The sequence below is a fragment of the Mucilaginibacter koreensis genome, assembly GCF_054783355.1.
This window is the reverse complement of sequence record NZ_BAAGQS010000001.1, coordinates 1,730,011-1,748,125: the sequence shown is the minus strand read 5'-3', so window position 1 is coordinate 1,748,125 and position 18,115 is coordinate 1,730,011. Positions and strand designations below refer to the sequence as shown.

General features: G+C 44.6%; 12 protein-coding genes. 9 read left to right on the top strand and 3 right to left on the bottom strand.

Features of this window, described 5'->3' with window-relative positions; all coding sequences use genetic code 11:
- Nucleotides 1–115 precede the first annotated feature (115 nt).
- The 4 genes from ACYVNW_RS07935 (at nucleotide 116) to ACYVNW_RS07920 (ending at nucleotide 4,329) form a co-directional block, all read left to right on the top strand.
- Nucleotides 116–1,102, top strand: a complete 987-nt coding sequence (locus ACYVNW_RS07935) for an aldo/keto reductase (protein ID WP_460679313.1) — start codon at nucleotides 116–118, stop codon at nucleotides 1,100–1,102.
- 148 nt (nucleotides 1,103–1,250) lie between these two features.
- Complete coding sequence (locus ACYVNW_RS07930) at nucleotides 1,251–2,186, top strand: NADP-dependent oxidoreductase (protein WP_460679312.1); 936 nt, start codon at nucleotides 1,251–1,253, stop codon at nucleotides 2,184–2,186.
- A 95-nt stretch (nucleotides 2,187–2,281) separates the two neighbouring features.
- Complete coding sequence (locus tag ACYVNW_RS07925) at nucleotides 2,282–2,971, top strand: response regulator transcription factor (RefSeq protein WP_460679311.1); 690 nt, start codon at nucleotides 2,282–2,284, stop codon at nucleotides 2,969–2,971.
- Nucleotides 2,968–4,329, top strand: coding sequence for a HAMP domain-containing sensor histidine kinase (locus tag ACYVNW_RS07920; RefSeq protein ID WP_460679310.1), 1,362 nt, complete (start codon nucleotides 2,968–2,970; stop codon nucleotides 4,327–4,329). Before ACYVNW_RS07925 ends, ACYVNW_RS07920 begins: the two co-directional genes overlap by 4 nt.
- A gap of 777 nt (nucleotides 4,330–5,106) precedes the next feature.
- On the opposite strand, the gene ACYVNW_RS07915 is transcribed toward ACYVNW_RS07920, so the two are convergent.
- Genes ACYVNW_RS07915 through ACYVNW_RS07905 form a run of 3 tightly spaced genes read right to left on the bottom strand, consistent with a single transcriptional unit; the run spans nucleotide 5,107 to nucleotide 6,438 of the window.
- The gene (locus ACYVNW_RS07915) at nucleotides 5,107–5,697 is read right to left on the bottom strand and encodes a HEAT repeat domain-containing protein (protein WP_460679309.1); all 591 of its coding nucleotides are present in this window, start codon (nucleotides 5,695–5,697) and stop codon (nucleotides 5,107–5,109) included.
- Between the two features lie 42 nt (nucleotides 5,698–5,739).
- The gene (locus tag ACYVNW_RS07910; RefSeq protein WP_460679308.1) at nucleotides 5,740–6,099 is read right to left on the bottom strand and encodes a hypothetical protein; all 360 of its coding nucleotides are present in this window, start codon (nucleotides 6,097–6,099) and stop codon (nucleotides 5,740–5,742) included.
- The gene (locus ACYVNW_RS07905) at nucleotides 6,100–6,438 is read right to left on the bottom strand and encodes a hypothetical protein (RefSeq protein WP_460679307.1); all 339 of its coding nucleotides are present in this window, start codon (nucleotides 6,436–6,438) and stop codon (nucleotides 6,100–6,102) included.
- A gap of 283 nt (nucleotides 6,439–6,721) precedes the next feature.
- Here ACYVNW_RS07905 and ACYVNW_RS07900 point away from each other — a divergent pair, with 283 nt between their 5' ends.
- The 5 genes from ACYVNW_RS07900 (at nucleotide 6,722) to ACYVNW_RS07880 (ending at nucleotide 18,114) form a co-directional block, all read left to right on the top strand.
- Nucleotides 6,722–8,005 (top strand): TolC family protein, encoded by a 1,284-nt coding sequence (locus ACYVNW_RS07900; protein ID WP_460679306.1) that lies wholly within the window; start codon nucleotides 6,722–6,724, stop codon nucleotides 8,003–8,005.
- 10 nt (nucleotides 8,006–8,015) lie between these two features.
- Complete coding sequence (locus ACYVNW_RS07895; protein WP_460679305.1) at nucleotides 8,016–9,116, top strand: efflux RND transporter periplasmic adaptor subunit; 1,101 nt, start codon at nucleotides 8,016–8,018, stop codon at nucleotides 9,114–9,116.
- A 24-nt stretch (nucleotides 9,117–9,140) separates the two neighbouring features.
- Nucleotides 9,141–12,269 carry an efflux RND transporter permease subunit gene (locus tag ACYVNW_RS07890; RefSeq protein ID WP_460679304.1) on the top strand — a complete coding sequence of 1,043 codons (3,129 nt, stop codon included), beginning with the start codon at nucleotides 9,141–9,143 and terminating at the stop codon, nucleotides 12,267–12,269.
- A gap of 706 nt (nucleotides 12,270–12,975) precedes the next feature.
- The gene (locus ACYVNW_RS07885) at nucleotides 12,976–16,233 is read left to right on the top strand and encodes a SusC/RagA family TonB-linked outer membrane protein (protein WP_460679303.1); all 3,258 of its coding nucleotides are present in this window, start codon (nucleotides 12,976–12,978) and stop codon (nucleotides 16,231–16,233) included.
- Between the two features lie 27 nt (nucleotides 16,234–16,260).
- Complete coding sequence (locus tag ACYVNW_RS07880; RefSeq protein ID WP_460679302.1) at nucleotides 16,261–18,114, top strand: RagB/SusD family nutrient uptake outer membrane protein; 1,854 nt, start codon at nucleotides 16,261–16,263, stop codon at nucleotides 18,112–18,114.
- Nucleotide 18,115 lies beyond the last annotated feature (1 nt).

Sequence of the window (18,115 nt, the reverse complement as noted above, 5' to 3'; positions counted from 1 at the left end):
TGCCTGGGGAAGCATATTTTCCCATTCACAAAATCAACTGAAATTAAAACCTTTTAGATATTCGTTTTTTATAACACAGTTATTTAAAGTTAAAATAATTAAGGTATAACGAAATATGGATTACAGACACTTTGCTGATACCAGCATCAGCCTTTCGGCCATTGGCTTGGGCTGTATGGGCATGAGCCATGCTTATGGCACCACGAATGATGAAGAATCCATAGCCACACTGCACCTGGCGCTGGATTTGGGCATTAACTTTTGGGATACAGCCGATATTTATGGCAACGGCGAAAATGAAAAGCTGGTGTCAAAAGTGCTGGTTCCAAACCGCGATAAAATATTTATCGCCACCAAATTTGGTTTCCGGCCACGGACTGATGGCCAGGGTAACTATTTCGATGGTTCACAGGGGCACATGCAAACCGCAGTTGAGGCCAGTTTAAAGCGGTTGAAGGTTGATGTGATTGATTTATATTATGCTCATCGTATTGATCCTAATGTGCCGGTTGAAGATATGGTAGGTGCCATGAGCCTGCTCGTCAAACAAGGCAAGGTAAAGTACATTGGTTTGTCTGAAGTTTCAGCCAATACCATCCGTAAAGCGCACGCAGTTCACCCCATCAGCGCGGTGCAAAGTGAGTATTCATTACTAACGCGCGATGTAGAAAAGGATGTGTTACCCACCTGCAAGGAACTGAATATTGCTTTTGTACCGTTCAGTCCGCTGGCGCGTGGCCTGATGACTAATACATTGAATATGAACGAAGTGCCGGACAACGACTTCCGTAAGGCGCTGCCCCGTTTTCAGGCCGAACATATGGATAATAATACCCAACTGGCTAACGGCTTCGCGCAGCTGGCGCAGCAAAAGGGATGCAGTCCGGCCCAATTGGCACTGGCTTGGGTTTTGGCTCAGGGCGATAACATTATCCCCATCCCTGGTACCAAGAGGCGCGATAAACTGACCGATAATGCCGGCAGTACACAAGTGGTATTAACTAATGATGATTTTAAATCTATAGACGACTTATTAGCCCGTTACCCCAACACCGGCGACCGTTACAGTGCCGAAAGCTGGAAACTGGTAGATAAATCTTAGAGAAAGAATCAAGAGCCAGGAAACAAGAATCAAGACGCTTGGTACTGGCTTTTAAATAATAAGGTAAGTGTAATATCATCAAATATCAAAAGAGCTGAGTACAAGATGTGTCTTGATTCTTGTTTCTTGGCTCATGACTCTAAAACTTATGAAAGCAGTACAAATTCACCAATATGGTGGTCCCGAAGAATTAAATTATGAAGAGGCACCCATGCCTGAAATACAAGCTGATGAGGTGTTGGTAAAAATATATGCCACCAGCATCAACCCTATCGACTGGAAAGTGCGCCAGGGTAGCCACGGTAATTACCAGTTTCCGTTAATACTGGGTTGGGATGCGGCCGGTACCGTAGAAGAAGTAGGCGAACAGGTAACTACCTTTAAAGCCGGAGATGCAGTGTATGGCCGTCCGGATGTAACCCGTAACGGTACCTATGCCGAATATGTGGCCGTAAAGGCCGACCAATTGGCATTGAAGCCCGAAAGAGCTGATTTTCTTACCGCAGCTGCTATACCGCTGGCTGGTTTAACCGCATGGCAAGGGATATTTGACCATGGGCAACTACAAGCCGGTCAAAAAATATTGATTCATGGCGGCTCCGGCGGTGTAGGCACTTTCGCCATTCAGTTTGCCAAGTGGAAGGGCGCACATGTGGCCACTACAGCATCTGAAAGCAATATTCAATTTTTGAAAGATTTAGGTGCTGACGAGGTGATCAATTACAAAACGGAGCAATTTGAAGAAAAGCTTACGGGCTATGATGTAGTATTTGATACCATTGGCGGCGATACGCAATTAAAATCCGTTCAGGTGCTGAAACAGGGCGGTATACTGGTATCTACCGTAGGCATCGCCAATCCGGATGCGCTCAAAGAAAAAAACATTGAGGGCAAACAGTACATGGCCCAATCTTATCCTGACCAGTTAAAGCAGATAGGTGAGTTACTGGATGCCGGCAAAATTCAGCCGATCATCACCAAAGTATTCCCGCTCAATGCGGTGGCCGAGGCGCAAAAAGCCAGCGAGCAGGGACATACCCGCGGCAAAATTGTAGTGCAGGTAATCAATGAACCCGAAGCATAAATGCATAAGCTGTAGTCGCAACATTAACAACGGGCCTGAATTTATAATTTAAGGCCCGTTTTATTTATGCCAAATATTGTTTAAGATTGCTGTACATGACCAAGGTTTGCCTCATAGAAGATGAAGAGAAAGTAGCTGCCTTTATTAAAAAAGGCTTGCAGGAATACCCTTACAAAGTGGCTACCGCACACGATGGTGCTTCGGCTATTAAACTGGTAGAGGAGCAGGAGTTTGATATCCTTATTATGGATGTGATGCTGCCAGATATCAATGGTATCGATTTGTGCCGCCAGATACGCCGTATCAATAAAAATGTGCCGGTGCTGATGCTGACCGCGTTAGACAGTATCCAGAACAAAGTATCAGGCCTTCAGGCTGGTGCTGATGACTACCTGGTGAAACCCTTCCATTTCAGCGAATTAATGGCTCGCATTGAGGCCCTGCTGCGCAGGTACAAACCCGTAGCGCAGGAAATCCCGGTGCTTACTTTCAGCGACCTGAAGCTGGATACCTGGAGTAAAACCGCCGAGCGTGCCGGCACCCAGATTGCCCTTACCGCCAAAGAATACACCTTGCTGGAGCTATTTATGCGCAACGCTAATAAAACCTTATCGCGCGAATATATTGCCGAAAAAGTGTGGGGAATTGAGTTTGATACCGGTACCAATTTTATAGATGTGTATGTGAATTACCTGCGCAAAAAAATTGAGAAAGGTTTCAAAAGCAAACTCATTCATACCGTAATTGGTATGGGCTATATATTGAAGGAAGACCGCGCCCAATGAAGATAAAAAACCGGCTGGCGCTCAATTTTACCCTCATCAGTTCGGCAGCTTTGCTGATTGTGATGGTGATAATTTATATCGCTTTTTCCTCCTTCTTCCTGTCCGATTTTTATAACCGCCTTACCAACCGCGCCCGGGTAGCGGCCGATGTATATTTAAATGCTGATGAAATCAGCGCCGATTCACTCTTCCGGGTCAAAGAGCGCTATGTAACCAAGCTGCACGATGAGGTAATCCGTATTTACGATGAGAACAACCGTGCCCGCTTTATTAAGGATAACCAGCAGTATTGGGATTTGAATACCATTGAGCAGGTGCGCAGTAAGAACTATATCCAGTTTATGGAGGGGCAGCGCCAAACGGTGGGCATTAAGGTAGATGACAATCAGGGCAGTTTCATTATACTGGCCTCGGCGCTGGATGCACAGGGCTATACCCGATTGCAGGATTTGGTGGAGATTATGATTTCTCTCTTTATCGTGCTCAACGGTATTCTGTTTTTCGTAGGGCGTTGGTTCGCCCAGCAGTCGCTTTCGCCTATTAATGATGTGGTGAGCCAGATGCAGCGCATTACGGCCAGCAACCTGCACCTGCGGGTAAACGAGGGCAACGGCCGGGATGAGATCAGCGAACTGGCCCAAAACTTTAACCGCCTGCTCAGTCACCTGCAAAACGCCTTCGAGTTGCAGCAAACCTTTGTAGCCAATGCCTCGCACGAGTTGCGAACGCCGGTGACCAGTATTATTGGCGAAATCGAAGTATCGCTCAATAAGCTGCGTTCGCCGGGTGATTACCAGCAAACGCTGCACTCGGTGCTTACCGATGCCGGACGGCTGAAGGAGACTATTGCCAGCCTGATGGAACTGGCCCAGGCCGATATGCAGTACACCCAGGCCAAACTTAGCCCTGTGCAAATTGATGAACTATTGTGGGAACTCTATGCCGAGTGGACCGAACGCATGGGCGACAAAATGCTGCTCCTCAACATACAGCACCTGCCCGACGACCAGCAGCACCTGTTTATTGCCGCCAATAAATCGCTATTGACCATTGCGCTTAATAACATCATTGGTAATGCCTTTAAGTTTTCTAATAACCAGCCGGTTACTTGTAATTTATATGTAGATGATGCCCTCATCCGCATTGAGGTGATAGATAAAGGCATTGGCATACCGGCCGAAGATACCGAGCGCATTTTTAGCTCCTTTTACCGCAGCCCCAACGGCCGCAGCTTTCAGGGCAGCGGGGTTGGCCTGTATGTAACGCAAAAGATTATTCAGCTGTTTAAAGGCAGCATTACGCTCAACTCTTCGGTACAGCAGGGAACGGCTTTTGTGATTGAGTTCAGGCATGAGTAAGGAGGGTGCTGCGTGGTGCTGCGCGCAGCGGGTGCAGCACCACGCAGCACTACGCAGCAGACGCAGCACCCTGAAGCAGTGCGCAGCACCCGCAGCACCACGCAGCAGGCGCAGCAGTGGCACAAGCCTGTCAGTAGTTTTCAGGTAGATGCAATCTACCGGCATAAAGCTTCGAAGTTGAAAACTTCGAAGAACGTGGGGTGTTATCCCCATCTTCCGCTCAAGCGTTTACGCTTGAGCTACTTATGGCAGAGCCGCTTGCAGAGTGCTTAAGCGTGGACGCTTGAGCGGAAGGGCAATAGTTGAAGAATAAACAAGAATATTTCATATTATATGTATTAGTAATATCTTTACTAACACTTAAACTTCAACCTTCATGATATCTGCTTTTATGAACATCGGTGCTCCTGAAATTATTTTAATATTAATAGCATTGTTTTTAATTGTTGCTATTGGTAATTATGGGAGGCATACAATTTTTGGCTACAGGGGTTCTATACTGCTGGCTCTATTTACTACCCCGGTGGTAGCGTTTGTTTTAATTACTTTTTTGAAAATGAGAAAGGCGGTATAGTGATCGTATCGCCTGTAGTTGGTGTTATCACCAACTGCCATAGGAGCACAAGCTTAGATGAATAGATGTATACAATGATTTATCTTAAAATTGTGCTGCTATAAGTTGTCTTTCGGTTGATGTGCTGCAAATAGAGGTTGGGGATAACACAACTGCAGGCAAGTAAAGGCCTTAAGCGTGGACTCTTGGCGGAATAAAGTATTTTACTTCTTTTGAATTGATTTAATAGACTTAACAGCTTGCCTTCTGATGTAAATGTTAGAATGCTGAGTCAGCAGTTTTATTCGTTCTAATGATTGGGTAGATTTTATTTTAGCTAAAGCTTGCAGCGCATGTAAAATAACTATCTCGTCATCAAGCAATTTTATTAAAATTTCTTCCACTTTCGGGCTTGGAACCTCGGCTAATGACAGAACAAACATTTGCCGCTCTATGCCTAATTTCTTATTATTAACAATACTTATAACTTCTTCAACTTCATTTTCTGTAATTACCTTTGTCATTGAATTACCAACAGCCCATTTTAAAAGAACTTTTTCAGGTGATATGCTTGAAAAGCATTTTAATAAAGCTTTCCCGGCTGTTCCTCGGGCATCTTTTGTGGCTAACGCCCTTATAACTCCTTCTAATAGTGTATCCTGTTTAATTTGATAGCTTAAAGCATTTATTAAAATAGGTATACCCTTTTTGTACGTAGTATTTGTATTTACTAAGTCGTAAATGTCGGTAATGTTGATGCCAACGGCAGCCAATTCATGTTTTATTATCTTTAAATGTACAGTGTCTTGTTCCAAATCTTCTGTATGATAATTTGTTCTACTAAGTTTTTGTTAAAGTTACTCCACCACCGGCCTATTCATCACCCCATAAAAAAACAAGCCACCCACTGCATACAAAACTACATCCAACACGTCAGCAGTATAAATAGAAGAATACCGCGGAAGCACCAACTCAAACCATACACTTACCGCCAGTACAATAAACACCACATGCCCCGGCGAGAGCACATAGTAATCATTTTTAATCATCACCCGGCGCTGAAACCACAGCCCTAAGTTGGCAATCACGGGCACGGCAATGGCATCGGTAAGGTAGCCGTTGAGGTAGGGGAGGTAGTGGCCGCTGCGGCGCATGAGGTATACGGTTAGCCAAATCAAGCAGCAGGCTACAAACCAAGGGTTAAGTAATGTTTTCATTTAGCCGGGCAGAATGCTGATGATGAGTAAGATAAAGCCCACAAAAATGGCAAAGCCCAGCTGCACGTAAAAAAACAGCCAGCGCAGTTTATTCAGTTGCTCCTTGATGCGGCGCTTGGTGGGACCGTCCTCGGGCTTAATATAAAACAGGTCCTGCTCGGCAATTACTTCGTTGCGTATTTTACGCTCTACATCGCGCGAAAAGCGCTGCGGATCCAAGAAACTTCCGCAGTACAGGCAGCGGTCGTCCACATGGCCACGCCACAGCGTCCACTCTTTGCAATGCGGGCATTTTACTTCGCTTACCTTGTTCAATTCCTTGCCGTTCTCTATCCTCAAATATACGCAGTAAATGGGCGGAATGGGCGGTAAGTGGCTGGAATTTATTTGAAGATGACATTATAAAATTTGTCATTGCGAGGAACGAAGCAATCCCGTAGCTGTGCATCTTCACCCTGTGAACGACGCGATTGCTTCGTTCCTCGCAATGACAAAATGAATTACATTTTAAGCCATAATTAAACTATTTAATTCTGCTCATTTCAATTCTAATGGCTTTCTAATGTGGCTTTAATTTGGCTCTAATACGCCGCGGGTACATTTGTATAATTCAAAATATACGATGTATACAAAAATTGTTCGTTACCTATTCACTTTCCTGTTGTTAGCCGGAGTGATGGCTGCCGGCAACCGGGCCCATGCCCAGGTGGCTCCGGCCGATACACTGCGCCTCAGCCTGAAAGATGCGGAGAGCCGCTTTTTGCAGAACAATCTGCAACTGCTCATTCAAAAGTATAATGTGAATATTGCCCAGGCGCAAATTATTACCGCCAAGCTGTTCCCTAACCCCGATTTTAACTTCAGCAATGGTATTCATGCCACACAGGTAAACAATGCCAGCAGTCAGCAGGCCATGAGCCTCACGCAGGTGATACAAACTGCGGGCAAGCGCAACAAAAATATCCAGCTGGCGCAAATTGAAGCGCAGCAATCCAACTACCAGTTTTTTGATCTGCTGCGTACCTTGCGTTATACCCTGCGCAACGATTTTTATACCATTTACTTCCAGGAGCAATCGGCCCGGGTTTATACCGAAGAGATCAGCTCTTTAGGTCGTACCCTGAATGTGTTTAAGCGCCAGTTTGCTTCGGGTAACATTGCACAAAAAGAAGTGCTGCGTATCCAGTCGCAATTGTACTCCTTGCAAGGCGAGTACAATAACCTGCTGACCACCATTGATACTACTCAAAGCGAGTTCAAGTTACTCATTCGTGCCAACCCAAATACGTATATCATCCCGGTATATGATTTTGATACGGATAAAGAAAGCGTAAGCAAAGTGCCATATCAGCAACTGCTGGATTCGGCTATTGTGAATCGTTACGACTTAAAAGCCGCTCAGTCGCAGGTGCAGTACAGTGATGTAAACCTTCGCCTGCAAAAAGCCCTGGCCGTGCCCGATTTTAGTTTGGGTGTGAGCTACGATAAGCTGGGCAGCTATGGTAATAACTTTATAGGAGCCGGCATTGAGTTCAACCTGCCGTTTTTTAACCGCAACCAGGGCGGCATTAAACAAGCCCGCATAGCGGTTGATCAAAGCCGTGTGCAACTGCAGGCCCAGCAGGGTGTGGTACAAACCCAGGTGGCTACCAATTACCAGCTGGCTACACGCCTCGAAACCTTGTACAACAGTTTTGATACCGGCTTTAAAGGAGATTTTAACCGCCTGATAAAGGGTGTGTTCGAAAACTACCAAAAGCGCAACATCAGCCTGCTGGAGTTTCTGGATTTTTATGATGCCTACAAAAACACTACGGTGCAGCTCAATAACATCCAACTCAACAAAGTATCATCGCTCGAACAATTGAATTACGTAACCGGAACCCCTTTCTTTAACAAACAATAACGCCAAAGCCATGTCAATGAACAGATATAAAATATTCACGCTTGCGGTAGTACTGGCCGCCGCAGGTACCACTTTACAAAGCTGCTCGCACCACGCCCCCGAAGAGCAGAAGGACGAAAAATTTCAGGTAACTGATACCTTATTAAATAGCCTGCTGATGGATACCGTGCAGGAAGGCAATGCCAGAGGCGAAATTACCCTCACCGGCAGCGTTGCTCCTGATGAAAATAAAATGGTAAAAGTATTCCCGCTGGTGAGCGGTGTGGCCGGCGATGTACGCGTAAACCTGGGCGATGTGGTAAGCAAAGGGCAAACCCTGGCTATACTGAAAAGTGCCGAGGTAGCCGGTTTCTCTAAAGATGTGGTATCAGCCGATGCTGATGTGCGTGCCGCCCGCCGTGCTTATCAGTCGCAGCAGGACTTATATAAAAGTGGCTTAGCCTCACAAAAAGATGTGGAGCAGGCACAGGCCGATTATCAGAAAGCGCAGGCCGAGAGCCGTCGTGCCAATGCGGTTATCGGTATCAATAAAAGCAACGGACAAGGTTACGAACTGAAAACGCCGATTTCAGGTTATGTGGTAGATAAAAACCTCACCAATGGTATGCAGGTACGTACCGATAACAGCGAGCCGCTGTTTACCATCGCCGATTTATCAGATGTATATGTTCTCATCAATATTTACGAATCTGATATCTCCAGCGTACAAACAGGCGACCAAGTGAGCATCACTACACTTTCTTATCCTGATAAGGTATTCACCGGGCAAATAGATAAGATTTACAACATGCTGGATGCTGATGATAAGGTAATGAAAGCCCGTGTGCGTATTCCAAACCCCGGCGCTTTGCTAAAGCCGCAGATGTTTGCCAACGTAAAAATTCAATCCAAGTCGGGCAACAGCCTGCCGGTAATCAGCACCCGGGGTATCATCTTCGACAACGACCGCAATTATGTGGTGGTGGCTGATGGTAAGGCGCATGTGCGTATTCAGCCCATTACCATTGCCAAGCGGGTAGAGGACAAAGCTTATATCTCGGCTGGCCTTAAACCCGGCGAACGTGTGGTGGCCTCACGCCAGTTGTATTTATATGAGTCTTTAAAAGACTAACGGTTACCTTATAACCCTCATTAAATGAATAGTTTCATTAAAGGAGTGCTCACCTTTGCACTCAAAAACAGATATTTTGTATTTTTTGTAACGCTGTTAATTGCCGTAGGTGGTTACATCAGCTTCAAGAATATAGCCATTGATGCCTTCCCGGATGTAACCAATACATCGGTTACTATTATTACCCAGTGGCCGGGCCGCAGCGCCGAGGAGGTGGAGAAATTTGTAACCCGCCCCATTGAAATTGCCATGAACCCGGCCGAAAAGAAAACAGCTGTGCGTTCATCGTCGCTGTTCGGTTTGTCGGTAATTAAAGTAACATTTGACGATGGGGTAGATTACAATTTTGCCCGTTTGCAAATCAATAACCACCTGGGCGATGCTAATTTGCCTGATGGGGTAGACCCTGAAGTGCAGCCGCCGTACGGCCCAACCGGTGAAATTTACCGTTATACGCTAACCAGCAACCGCCACTCGGTGCGTGAGCTGAAAACCATTCAGGATTGGGTAGTAAGCCGCGAGTTACGGGGCGTACCCGGTGTAGCCGATGTAAACAGCTTTGGCGGCGAGGTTAAAACTTACCAGATTACCATCGATCCTGAAAAATCGGTTCAATATGGTATTACACCATTGCAACTGTACGATGCGGTATCAAAAAGCAACATCAACGTAGGCGGCGACGTCATTGAGCAGGCCGGCCAGGCGTATGTGGTTCGCGGTATTGGTTTGCTGAATAACATCAGTGAGATCAAAAACATTGTGGTGAATAACGTAAACGGCATTCCTGTTTATGTAAAAACCATTGCCGATGTATCCGAATCGGCCCTGCCGCGTTTAGGCCAGGTAGGCCGCGACCTTGACCCCGACGTGGTTGAAGGTATCGTAGTGATGCGCAAAGGCGAAAACCCAAGCGTAGTTATTGCCGCCCTGAAAGATAAATTGAAAGAGCTGAACACCAGCATCCTTCCTGATGATGTACGTATCAAAGCGTTTTATGACCGCGAAGATCTGGTAGACTTTGCCACACATACTGTACTGCACAATATGTTTGAGGGTATTGTATTCGTAACGGTAATCGTGTTCCTGTTCATGGCCGATTGGCGTACTACCGTAATTGTGGCGGTGATTATTCCGCTGGCGCTGCTATTTGCCTTTATTTGCTTAACACTAAAAGGTATGTCGGCCAACTTGCTGTCCATGGGCGCTATCGACTTTGGTATCATCATAGACGGTGCGGTAGTGATGGTGGAAGGCATTTTCGTGGTGCTCGATCACCGCTCACATAAAGTGGGCATGGAGCAGTTTAATAAACTCAGCAAACTGGGCATGATTCGCCAGGCTTGTTTGGTAAACGGCAAAGGGATCTTTTTTGCCAAGCTGATTATCATCACCGGCCTGCTGCCCATCTTCAGCTTCCAAAAGGTAGAAGGCAAGATGTTCTCGCCACTGGCTTGGACGTTGAGCTTTGCCCTGCTGGGTGCCTTGCTGCTTACCTTTACTTTTGTACCGGCCCTGGCCAGTATATTATTAAAGAAGAATGTAAAGGAAAAGCACAATGTGTTTGTGGAGTTCATAAGCAAAAACGCATTAAAGTTTTACAACATTTGTTTTAAGAACAGAACGGTGGTATTTATCACTGCTATGGTAGCGCTGGTGATTAGTTTAGGTTGCTTCACATTGCTGGGTACTGAGTTTTTACCCGAGTTGAACGAAGGTTCAATTTACGTGCGTGCTACCGGCCCGCTGAGTACCTCACTCGATCAATCGGTGCACCTGGCCAACGAGATGCGCAAGATATTCCTGAGCTTTGACGAGGTGAAACAGGTGCTGTCGCAAACCGGGCGCCCTAATGACGGTACAGATGCTACCGGCTTTTACAACGTAGAGTTTCATGTGGACATTTACCCTGAAGATGAATGGAAGCGCAAGGAAACCAAAGAGGAACTCATCCGCCGCATGCAGAACAAGCTGAAAAACTTCCCGGGTATTGACCTGAACTTCTCTCAGCCTATTTCTGATAACGTGGAGGAAGCTGTATCCGGCGTAAAAGGTTCCATCGTGGTAAAAATGTTTGGTGACAACTATCCGTTCATCGAAAGCCAGGAAGAGCGTATTTATAAAATACTAAAAGGTGTGCAGGGCATCACCGATTTGGGTTTGCTGCGCGATATGGGTCAGCCCGAATTGCAGATTAACCTCAATCAGGAAAAGATGGCGCAGTACGGCGTAACCGCTGCCGATGCCAATGCCGTGGTAGAAATGGCCATAGGAGGTAAGGCCGCCACCCAGATTTATGAAGGTGAGCGTAAGTTTGATTTACGAATCCGTTACCCCGAAGATTTCCGTCGCAATGCCACTTCCATTGGTGATTTACGGGTGCCTACACTTGGTGGTAACAAGGTGCCGCTGCGCGAAATTGCCGACATCCGTAAAATTACCGGTGTGAGCATGATTTACCGCGACAAAAACAGCCGCTATGGTGCTATCAAATTCTCTATCCGTGGCCGCGATATGGGCAGTACCATTGCCGAGGCACAAAAGAAGGTAAATGCAGAAATTAAATTGCCTAAAGGCTACCATCTGGAATGGGCGGGCGACTTTGAAAACCAACAGCGGGCCACCAAGCGCTTATCGCAGGCGGTACCGGTAAGTTTGTTAATTATCTTCTTTATCCTGTTCATCCTGTTCGGTAACGTGCGCGATTCATTACTGGTGTTAAACAACGTGCCCTTCGCCATTATGGGTGGTATATTAGCACTGCTGATTACCGGTGTAAACTTTAATATTTCGGCAGGTATTGGCTTTATTGCCTTATTTGGTATCTGCGTGCAGAATGGGGTAATTTTAATAACCAAGTTTAAAGCCAATATCCGCGAATTGCGTTACAACGCTTTCCCATCATTTGCCGATGCAGTGAAAGATGGCGTGGCCGACCGTATGCGCCCTGTGATCATGACGGCTATGATGGCTGCCATTGGTTTACTGCCTGCTGCCCTGTCGCACGGTATTGGCTCTGAAGCTTCAAAGCCGCTGGCTATTGTGGTAATAGGCGGATTGATTACCAATACTATATTTAACCTCTTTGTATATCCTATTGTATTTTATTGGAGTTATAACAAAAAGGTGTTAAGAGGCGATATAGGGCGTATATAATATCATATACACCCGCAAAACAAAATGGGCTGCTTTAAACAAGCAGCCCATTTTTATTTGGTATTTAACTAATGTTATAATGTATTTATGACAGTTATAAGTCATTGATACTTTTTTAACGCTTAAGAAAAGCATTAAAGTCGGGCCACTTTCTTGATAAAATACAAAGGCTTAGAAGCCTCGTTAAATGCTATCAGAACCAAAGCCGTAAAATTATTGCTATGTAGCATGTATTTTACTTAAAATTTACATTGATGTAACTTTTAAAAAATGCAATAAAAGGCTTAATGAAATAAATACTTGATAAGCAGATGCCGATAACTTTGATAAAATTGATTGAAGATTTACCCTTTTATAATTTTTTTACAAATCGTTTAACAGCCTTGTGATTTCTTGGTGTGATTAATACATTAGTCTATTGTTCGGGAGATGAAACTAAACCTGCATTGCCCGATGTATAGACCTGATATTTTTATAACATTTTAACTACAACGTTTTAGTTAAGTATTTAATGCTTAACAACGAGTAACTGTATACAATATAAATGCGTATGGATAAACCTTTACTTGCTCATCTTTTTCATCAAAATTATTCGGGTTGCCAGTTTAGTGGCATCACACGGCTTGCAGCCGGGTGCCTGATGCCCGAATCAGCTTATATCGCTTAATCAACAATTTCTATATTTAATCAACTAAATTCAAAACTCATGCTTAAAAATTTACTTCTTAAAGGAAGGGTAATTTGCGGGCTGATTTGCTGCTTACTTCTCTCACTGGCAGCTTCAGCACAAACCAGGATTACCGGGAAAGTAATAGGCGCTGATGACAAGCAGCCTATTATCGGTGCATCTGTTAGGTTAAAGGGAACTACCTTTGGTACTGTAACTGATGCCAACGGTAATTTCGGCATTTCGGCAACGCAAGGCCAGGTGCTTACCATCTCTTACATCGGTTACCAAAACCGCGATGTAACTGTTGGTTCGGGTTCTGTAGGTACAATTGCCTTAACTGCTAACAACAGAGAGCTGAACCAAGTGGTGGTTACAGGCTACACCGCCCAACGTAAGAAAGACATTTCGGGTTCCGTTACAACAGTTAACGTTGCAGCTGCGAAGTCGGTACCAACTGTAAGTACCGAAAGCATTTTGCAAGGCCAAGCTGCAGGTGTTAACGTAGTAACTCAAGGTGCTCCTGGTGCAAGTGCTCAGGTTTTTATACGTGGTATCGGCAATTTCGGTAACTCGCAGCCGCTTTATGTAGTTGACGGATTGCAAACTGGTAGCATTTCTAACATCAACCCTAATGATATTGAGTCTATCTCTGTGCTGAAAGACGCAGGCGCTGCAGCTATATATGGTGTAAGTGGCGGTAATGGTGTTGTTGTGGTAACTACTAAAAGAGGCCGCCAAGGAAAGACAACCATTTCTTATGATGCATTTTACGGCACAACCCGTCCATTATCAGGCAATGTGTTTCATACACTGAATGCAAGCGAATATGAACAATTACTAAATAAAGTTGATCCGGGCAATCCGTTACTTATCAATGGCAGGATAGCTGATTATGGATATCAAAATGCTATTACTGGTACAAAAAGTGTATTTAATGAAGCGAATGCCAGCAATTTTTTATCTCAATATCATTTGGATAATGATCCAAACCGCGATATCTTAATTCAAAAGTTCGCTAGAGGCGCCGGCACGGATTGGTTCCACGAAGTGTTTAAACCTGCACCTATTCAGCAGCACTCCATCAGCGCCAGTGGCGCAAGTGATAAAAACGCTTACTTTTTATCGCTGGGTTACACCAACCAACAAGGTACTTTACTTAATACTTATTTTAAACGTTACCAAGCACGTGTAAACACCGTATTTAACGTAAAAGATCACATTCGTTTGGGCGAAAACATCAGCTACTTCTACGCTCAGTCTCCAAATGGTGGTGGTGGCTTATCAGGTGGCAACCAGGCTGAAGGTAACCCCATCTCTTACACTTACCGTACTGCACCTATTATCCCTGTACGTGATATTGCAGGAAACCTGGGTGGTACTTGGGCCGGCCCTGCTGCTTTGGGTAATGCCATTAACCCTGTAGGTATTCAAGAGCGTCAGAAAACTACCAATACTAACCAGTGGGGTATGCAAGGTACTGCTTATGCAGAAGCTGACTTTTTGAAACACTTTACAGCACGAACTGCTTTCAGTGCTGATGTAGCAAACAGATATTATTACAACATTGCTTACCGCCAGTATGATAGCGGTGAGGCACACGGTGGTGATAACGGTTATAACGAAGGTTCTCAATACGAAACCAATTTTAACTGGAGTAACACCATTAATTACAAACAGGTAATTGGCAAACATAATATTAACGTGTTAGGTGGTTTTGAGCAAAGAGGCTACAGTTTCCGTTCACTTAATGCTTCAACACACCGTCTATTCTCTCTGGATCCTTATTTTGCAAATATTACTCAAGGTATACCTTCTACAACTACAGCAAATAGCGGTTACGGAAACCTGAATAAAACCTTGTCCTTCTTCGGACGTTTAGATTATACTTACAATGATAAGTACATTTTAGGCGCAACTATCCGCCGTGATGGTAGCTCACGTTTTGCACCAGGTCAGAAATGGGGTACTTTCCCATCCGTTTCATTAGCTTGGCGTGTAACACAAGAAGAGTTCCTGAAAGGTTCAACCTGGTTAAATGACTTGAAAATTCGCGGCAGCTATGGTTCATCAGGTTACAATGCAAACGTAAGGATGAATAGCTTCTATTCTGCTTACGGACCAAGCGCTGGTGGTGCATCTTATCCAATTGACGGTTCTATCAATTCAATTGCTGCTGGTTATTTTGCAAATTCAACGGGCAATGCTCAAACCTCATGGGAAACTGATAAAATCTTTAACGTTGGTTTTGATGCAGCCCTGTTCAATCATTTCGACGTAACGGTTGAGTATTACAAAAAGAACATCAGCGGACTATTAGTTCAGTTGCCACTACTTGCAACAGCAGGTGGTTCTCCTAACACCCCGCCAACTGTAAACGTGGGTGAGGTGCAGAACAAAGGCGTTGATATCAGCGCTACTTACCACGGTAAATCAGGTGAATTTACTTACAACATCGGCGCTAATATCACTACGCTTAAAAATACAATCACAAACTTAGGTGGTATTAACTTCCCTTCAACCGGCGTACGTAATGGTAACGTATCCAGAAACGAAGTTGGACACAGTATAGGTGAGTTCTATGGTTACAAAGTGGTTGGCTATTGGAATTCGCAAGCTGAGATTGATGCACTTGATGCGCAGCAGAAACCAGATTTATTCGGTACTGTACCCTCATATCAGCAAGATGCAAAGCCTGGCCGTTTCCGTTATGCTGATGTAAACGGCGATGGTCGTATCACCGATGCTGACCGTACTTATATTGGTAACCCTAATCCTAACTTTACTTATGGCTTAAACCTGAGTGCAGCTTACAAAGGGTTCGATTTTACTGCAGTATTATACGGCTCTCAAGGCAGCAAAATTTATAACTCTATTTTATACTGGACCAATTTCTACGGTTCGCAAACTGGTAACAAAAGCACCGACTTATTGTACAACGCTTGGGATCCGACAAAAACCGCAGCTCAAAATGCAAATGCTAAAGCTCCTATAGTTGAAACAGCTACAACTTTTAGCACAACCGATCAGATCAATTCATACTATGTTCAAAATGGTTCGTTCCTGAAACTGCGTTCAGTACAAATAGGCTACACTTTTGCCCCTAACATGATTAAAGCAGTTGGTGTGGATAAGCTTCATGTTTATGTACAAGGTACCAATCTGTTTACTGCTACCAAATACAAAGGCCTCGACCCAGAGCTGCAATCTGTTGCTAACAACGGCTTAGGCGTAGATTTGGGTAACTATCCTAACAACGAACGCAGATTTATATTCGGTGTTAATTTAACCTTCTAATAACTAAAAAGATATAACATAATAGTTATGAAAAATTTAAAAATTAAAATGTTGATTCCGGCAACCTTAGCGCTGTTTGCATCAACATATTCATGCAAAAACTACCTCAATCAGCCGGCTATTGGGTCTTTAACTCCCGATGTGGTAGCCACCCGTACTGGTGTTGATGGTGTTTTAATTGGTGCTTACTCAGTAGTTGATGGGGTTTATGATGGTCAGCGGGGAGACCCATGGCTTACCGGTACCGATAACTGGATTTATGGTAGCGTTGTGGCAGGTGATGCTTTTAAAGGCTCTAACCCTGGTGACCAGCCGGCTGCTGCTAACCTTGAGGCGTTTAGCGCTTCAGGTTCAAACGACTACCTTGATGCCAAATGGCGGGTTTGCTATGCAGGTGTGCAACGTGCAAATGATGTGCTGCGGGTATTATCTACCGTTACAGATGGTTCTATAACTGACGACCAAAAGAAGCAGTTTATTGCTGAAGCAAGGTTTTTACGTGGTTTCTTCCATTTGGAAGCAGCTAAATTATGGAAGAATGTTCCTTATGTAGATGAAACTGTTACTTACGCAGCAGATAATTTCGATGTAGGTAACGATGGTCCGATATGGGATAAAATTGAAGCTGACTTTACAGCTGCTGCTGCAGACCTGCCCGAAACCCAACCACAAATTGGTCGTGCCAATAAATGGGCAGCTAATGCATTTTTGGCAAAAACTTTAATGTTCGATCATAAATACCCGCAAGCGCTTACATTGTTAAAAACAGTAATTGCAAACGGTAAAACCAGCTCTGGTGCCGCATATAATTTAGTACCATATGGCGATAACTTTAACGCTTTAAAGAAAAATAACGCCGAAGGTGTATTTGTTGTTCAGGCTTCTGTTAAAGATGGTGCTAACGGCTTAAATGGTAATGCCGGTAACGTGCTTAACTTCCCGTCAGCAGGCCCTGCAAGCTGCTGCGGTTTCTTTCAGCCTACTTTTGATTTTGTAAACTCGTTTAAAGTTGATGCCAATGGTTTACCATTGTTAGACACTTACCAAAACGATTATATTAAGAACGACCAAGGTGTTAAAGAAAGCGATGCGACTTATTTACCAGGAAACGAATTACTGGATGCAAGGTTAGATTGGTCAGTTGGCCGCCGCGGTATCCCTTACTTGGATTGGGGTATTTGCCCTGGTGCTGCTTGGGCTCGTGACCAAGGAAACGGTGGTCCGTACCTTCCAATAAAGAATGTATATTACAAAGCTGCCCAGTCAACCACTTCAGATACTTACGGTGGGTGGGCTGCTAACCAATCTACAGCTAACAGCTATAATGCTATCAGATTTGCCGATGTATTATTGTGGGCAGCGGAGTGTTCTGTTGAAGCTGGTGATTTAGCCGGTGCAGAAGCTTATGTTAACCGGGTAAGGGCTCGTGCTGCCAATACAAGCGGCTGGGTTAAGGGTAAACTTACTGGCTATGGCCAAACAAACGGTGCGCCTGATGCTAGTAAACCAATTGTTGATAACACCCAGTTTGCTGCTAACTACAAAGTTGGTTTGTACAACGGTCAGTTTGCTGCGGGAGGTAAAGATTTTGCCCGCAAAGCTGTTTATTTCGAGCGTAAATTGGAATTAGGTATGGAAGGCCATCGCTTCTTCGACCTTTCACGTTGGGATGGCATTAACGGCGGCCCTGCCGGAAATGGTTTTATGGCTGCTGAGATTGAAAAATTCCTTAAAAATACCCGTGATTTTGGTGATAAATTTACCTCAGCGGTAATGAAGGTTGCTAAATTCACTAAAGGTAGAAATGAGTTGTATCCTATTCCACAACCTCAAATTGACCTTTCACAAGGCAGAAAGTTGAAACAAAATCCTGGTTATTAAT

Coding starts and splice junctions, on each gene's coding strand:
- ACYVNW_RS07935 (WP_460679313.1), top strand. CDS start 116: ATGGATTACAGACACTTTGCTGATACCAGCATCAGCCTTTCGGCCATT.
- ACYVNW_RS07930 (WP_460679312.1), top strand. CDS start 1,251: ATGAAAGCAGTACAAATTCACCAATATGGTGGTCCCGAAGAATTAAAT.
- ACYVNW_RS07925 (WP_460679311.1), top strand. CDS start 2,282: ATGACCAAGGTTTGCCTCATAGAAGATGAAGAGAAAGTAGCTGCCTTT.
- ACYVNW_RS07920 (WP_460679310.1), top strand. CDS start 2,968: ATGAAGATAAAAAACCGGCTGGCGCTCAATTTTACCCTCATCAGTTCG.
- ACYVNW_RS07910 (WP_460679308.1), bottom strand. CDS start 6,099: ATGAAAACATTACTTAACCCTTGGTTTGTAGCCTGCTGCTTGATTTGG.
- ACYVNW_RS07900 (WP_460679306.1), top strand. CDS start 6,722: ATGTATACAAAAATTGTTCGTTACCTATTCACTTTCCTGTTGTTAGCC.
- ACYVNW_RS07895 (WP_460679305.1), top strand. CDS start 8,016: ATGTCAATGAACAGATATAAAATATTCACGCTTGCGGTAGTACTGGCC.
- ACYVNW_RS07890 (WP_460679304.1), top strand. CDS start 9,141: ATGAATAGTTTCATTAAAGGAGTGCTCACCTTTGCACTCAAAAACAGA.
- ACYVNW_RS07885 (WP_460679303.1), top strand. CDS start 12,976: ATGCTTAAAAATTTACTTCTTAAAGGAAGGGTAATTTGCGGGCTGATT.
- ACYVNW_RS07880 (WP_460679302.1), top strand. CDS start 16,261: ATGAAAAATTTAAAAATTAAAATGTTGATTCCGGCAACCTTAGCGCTG.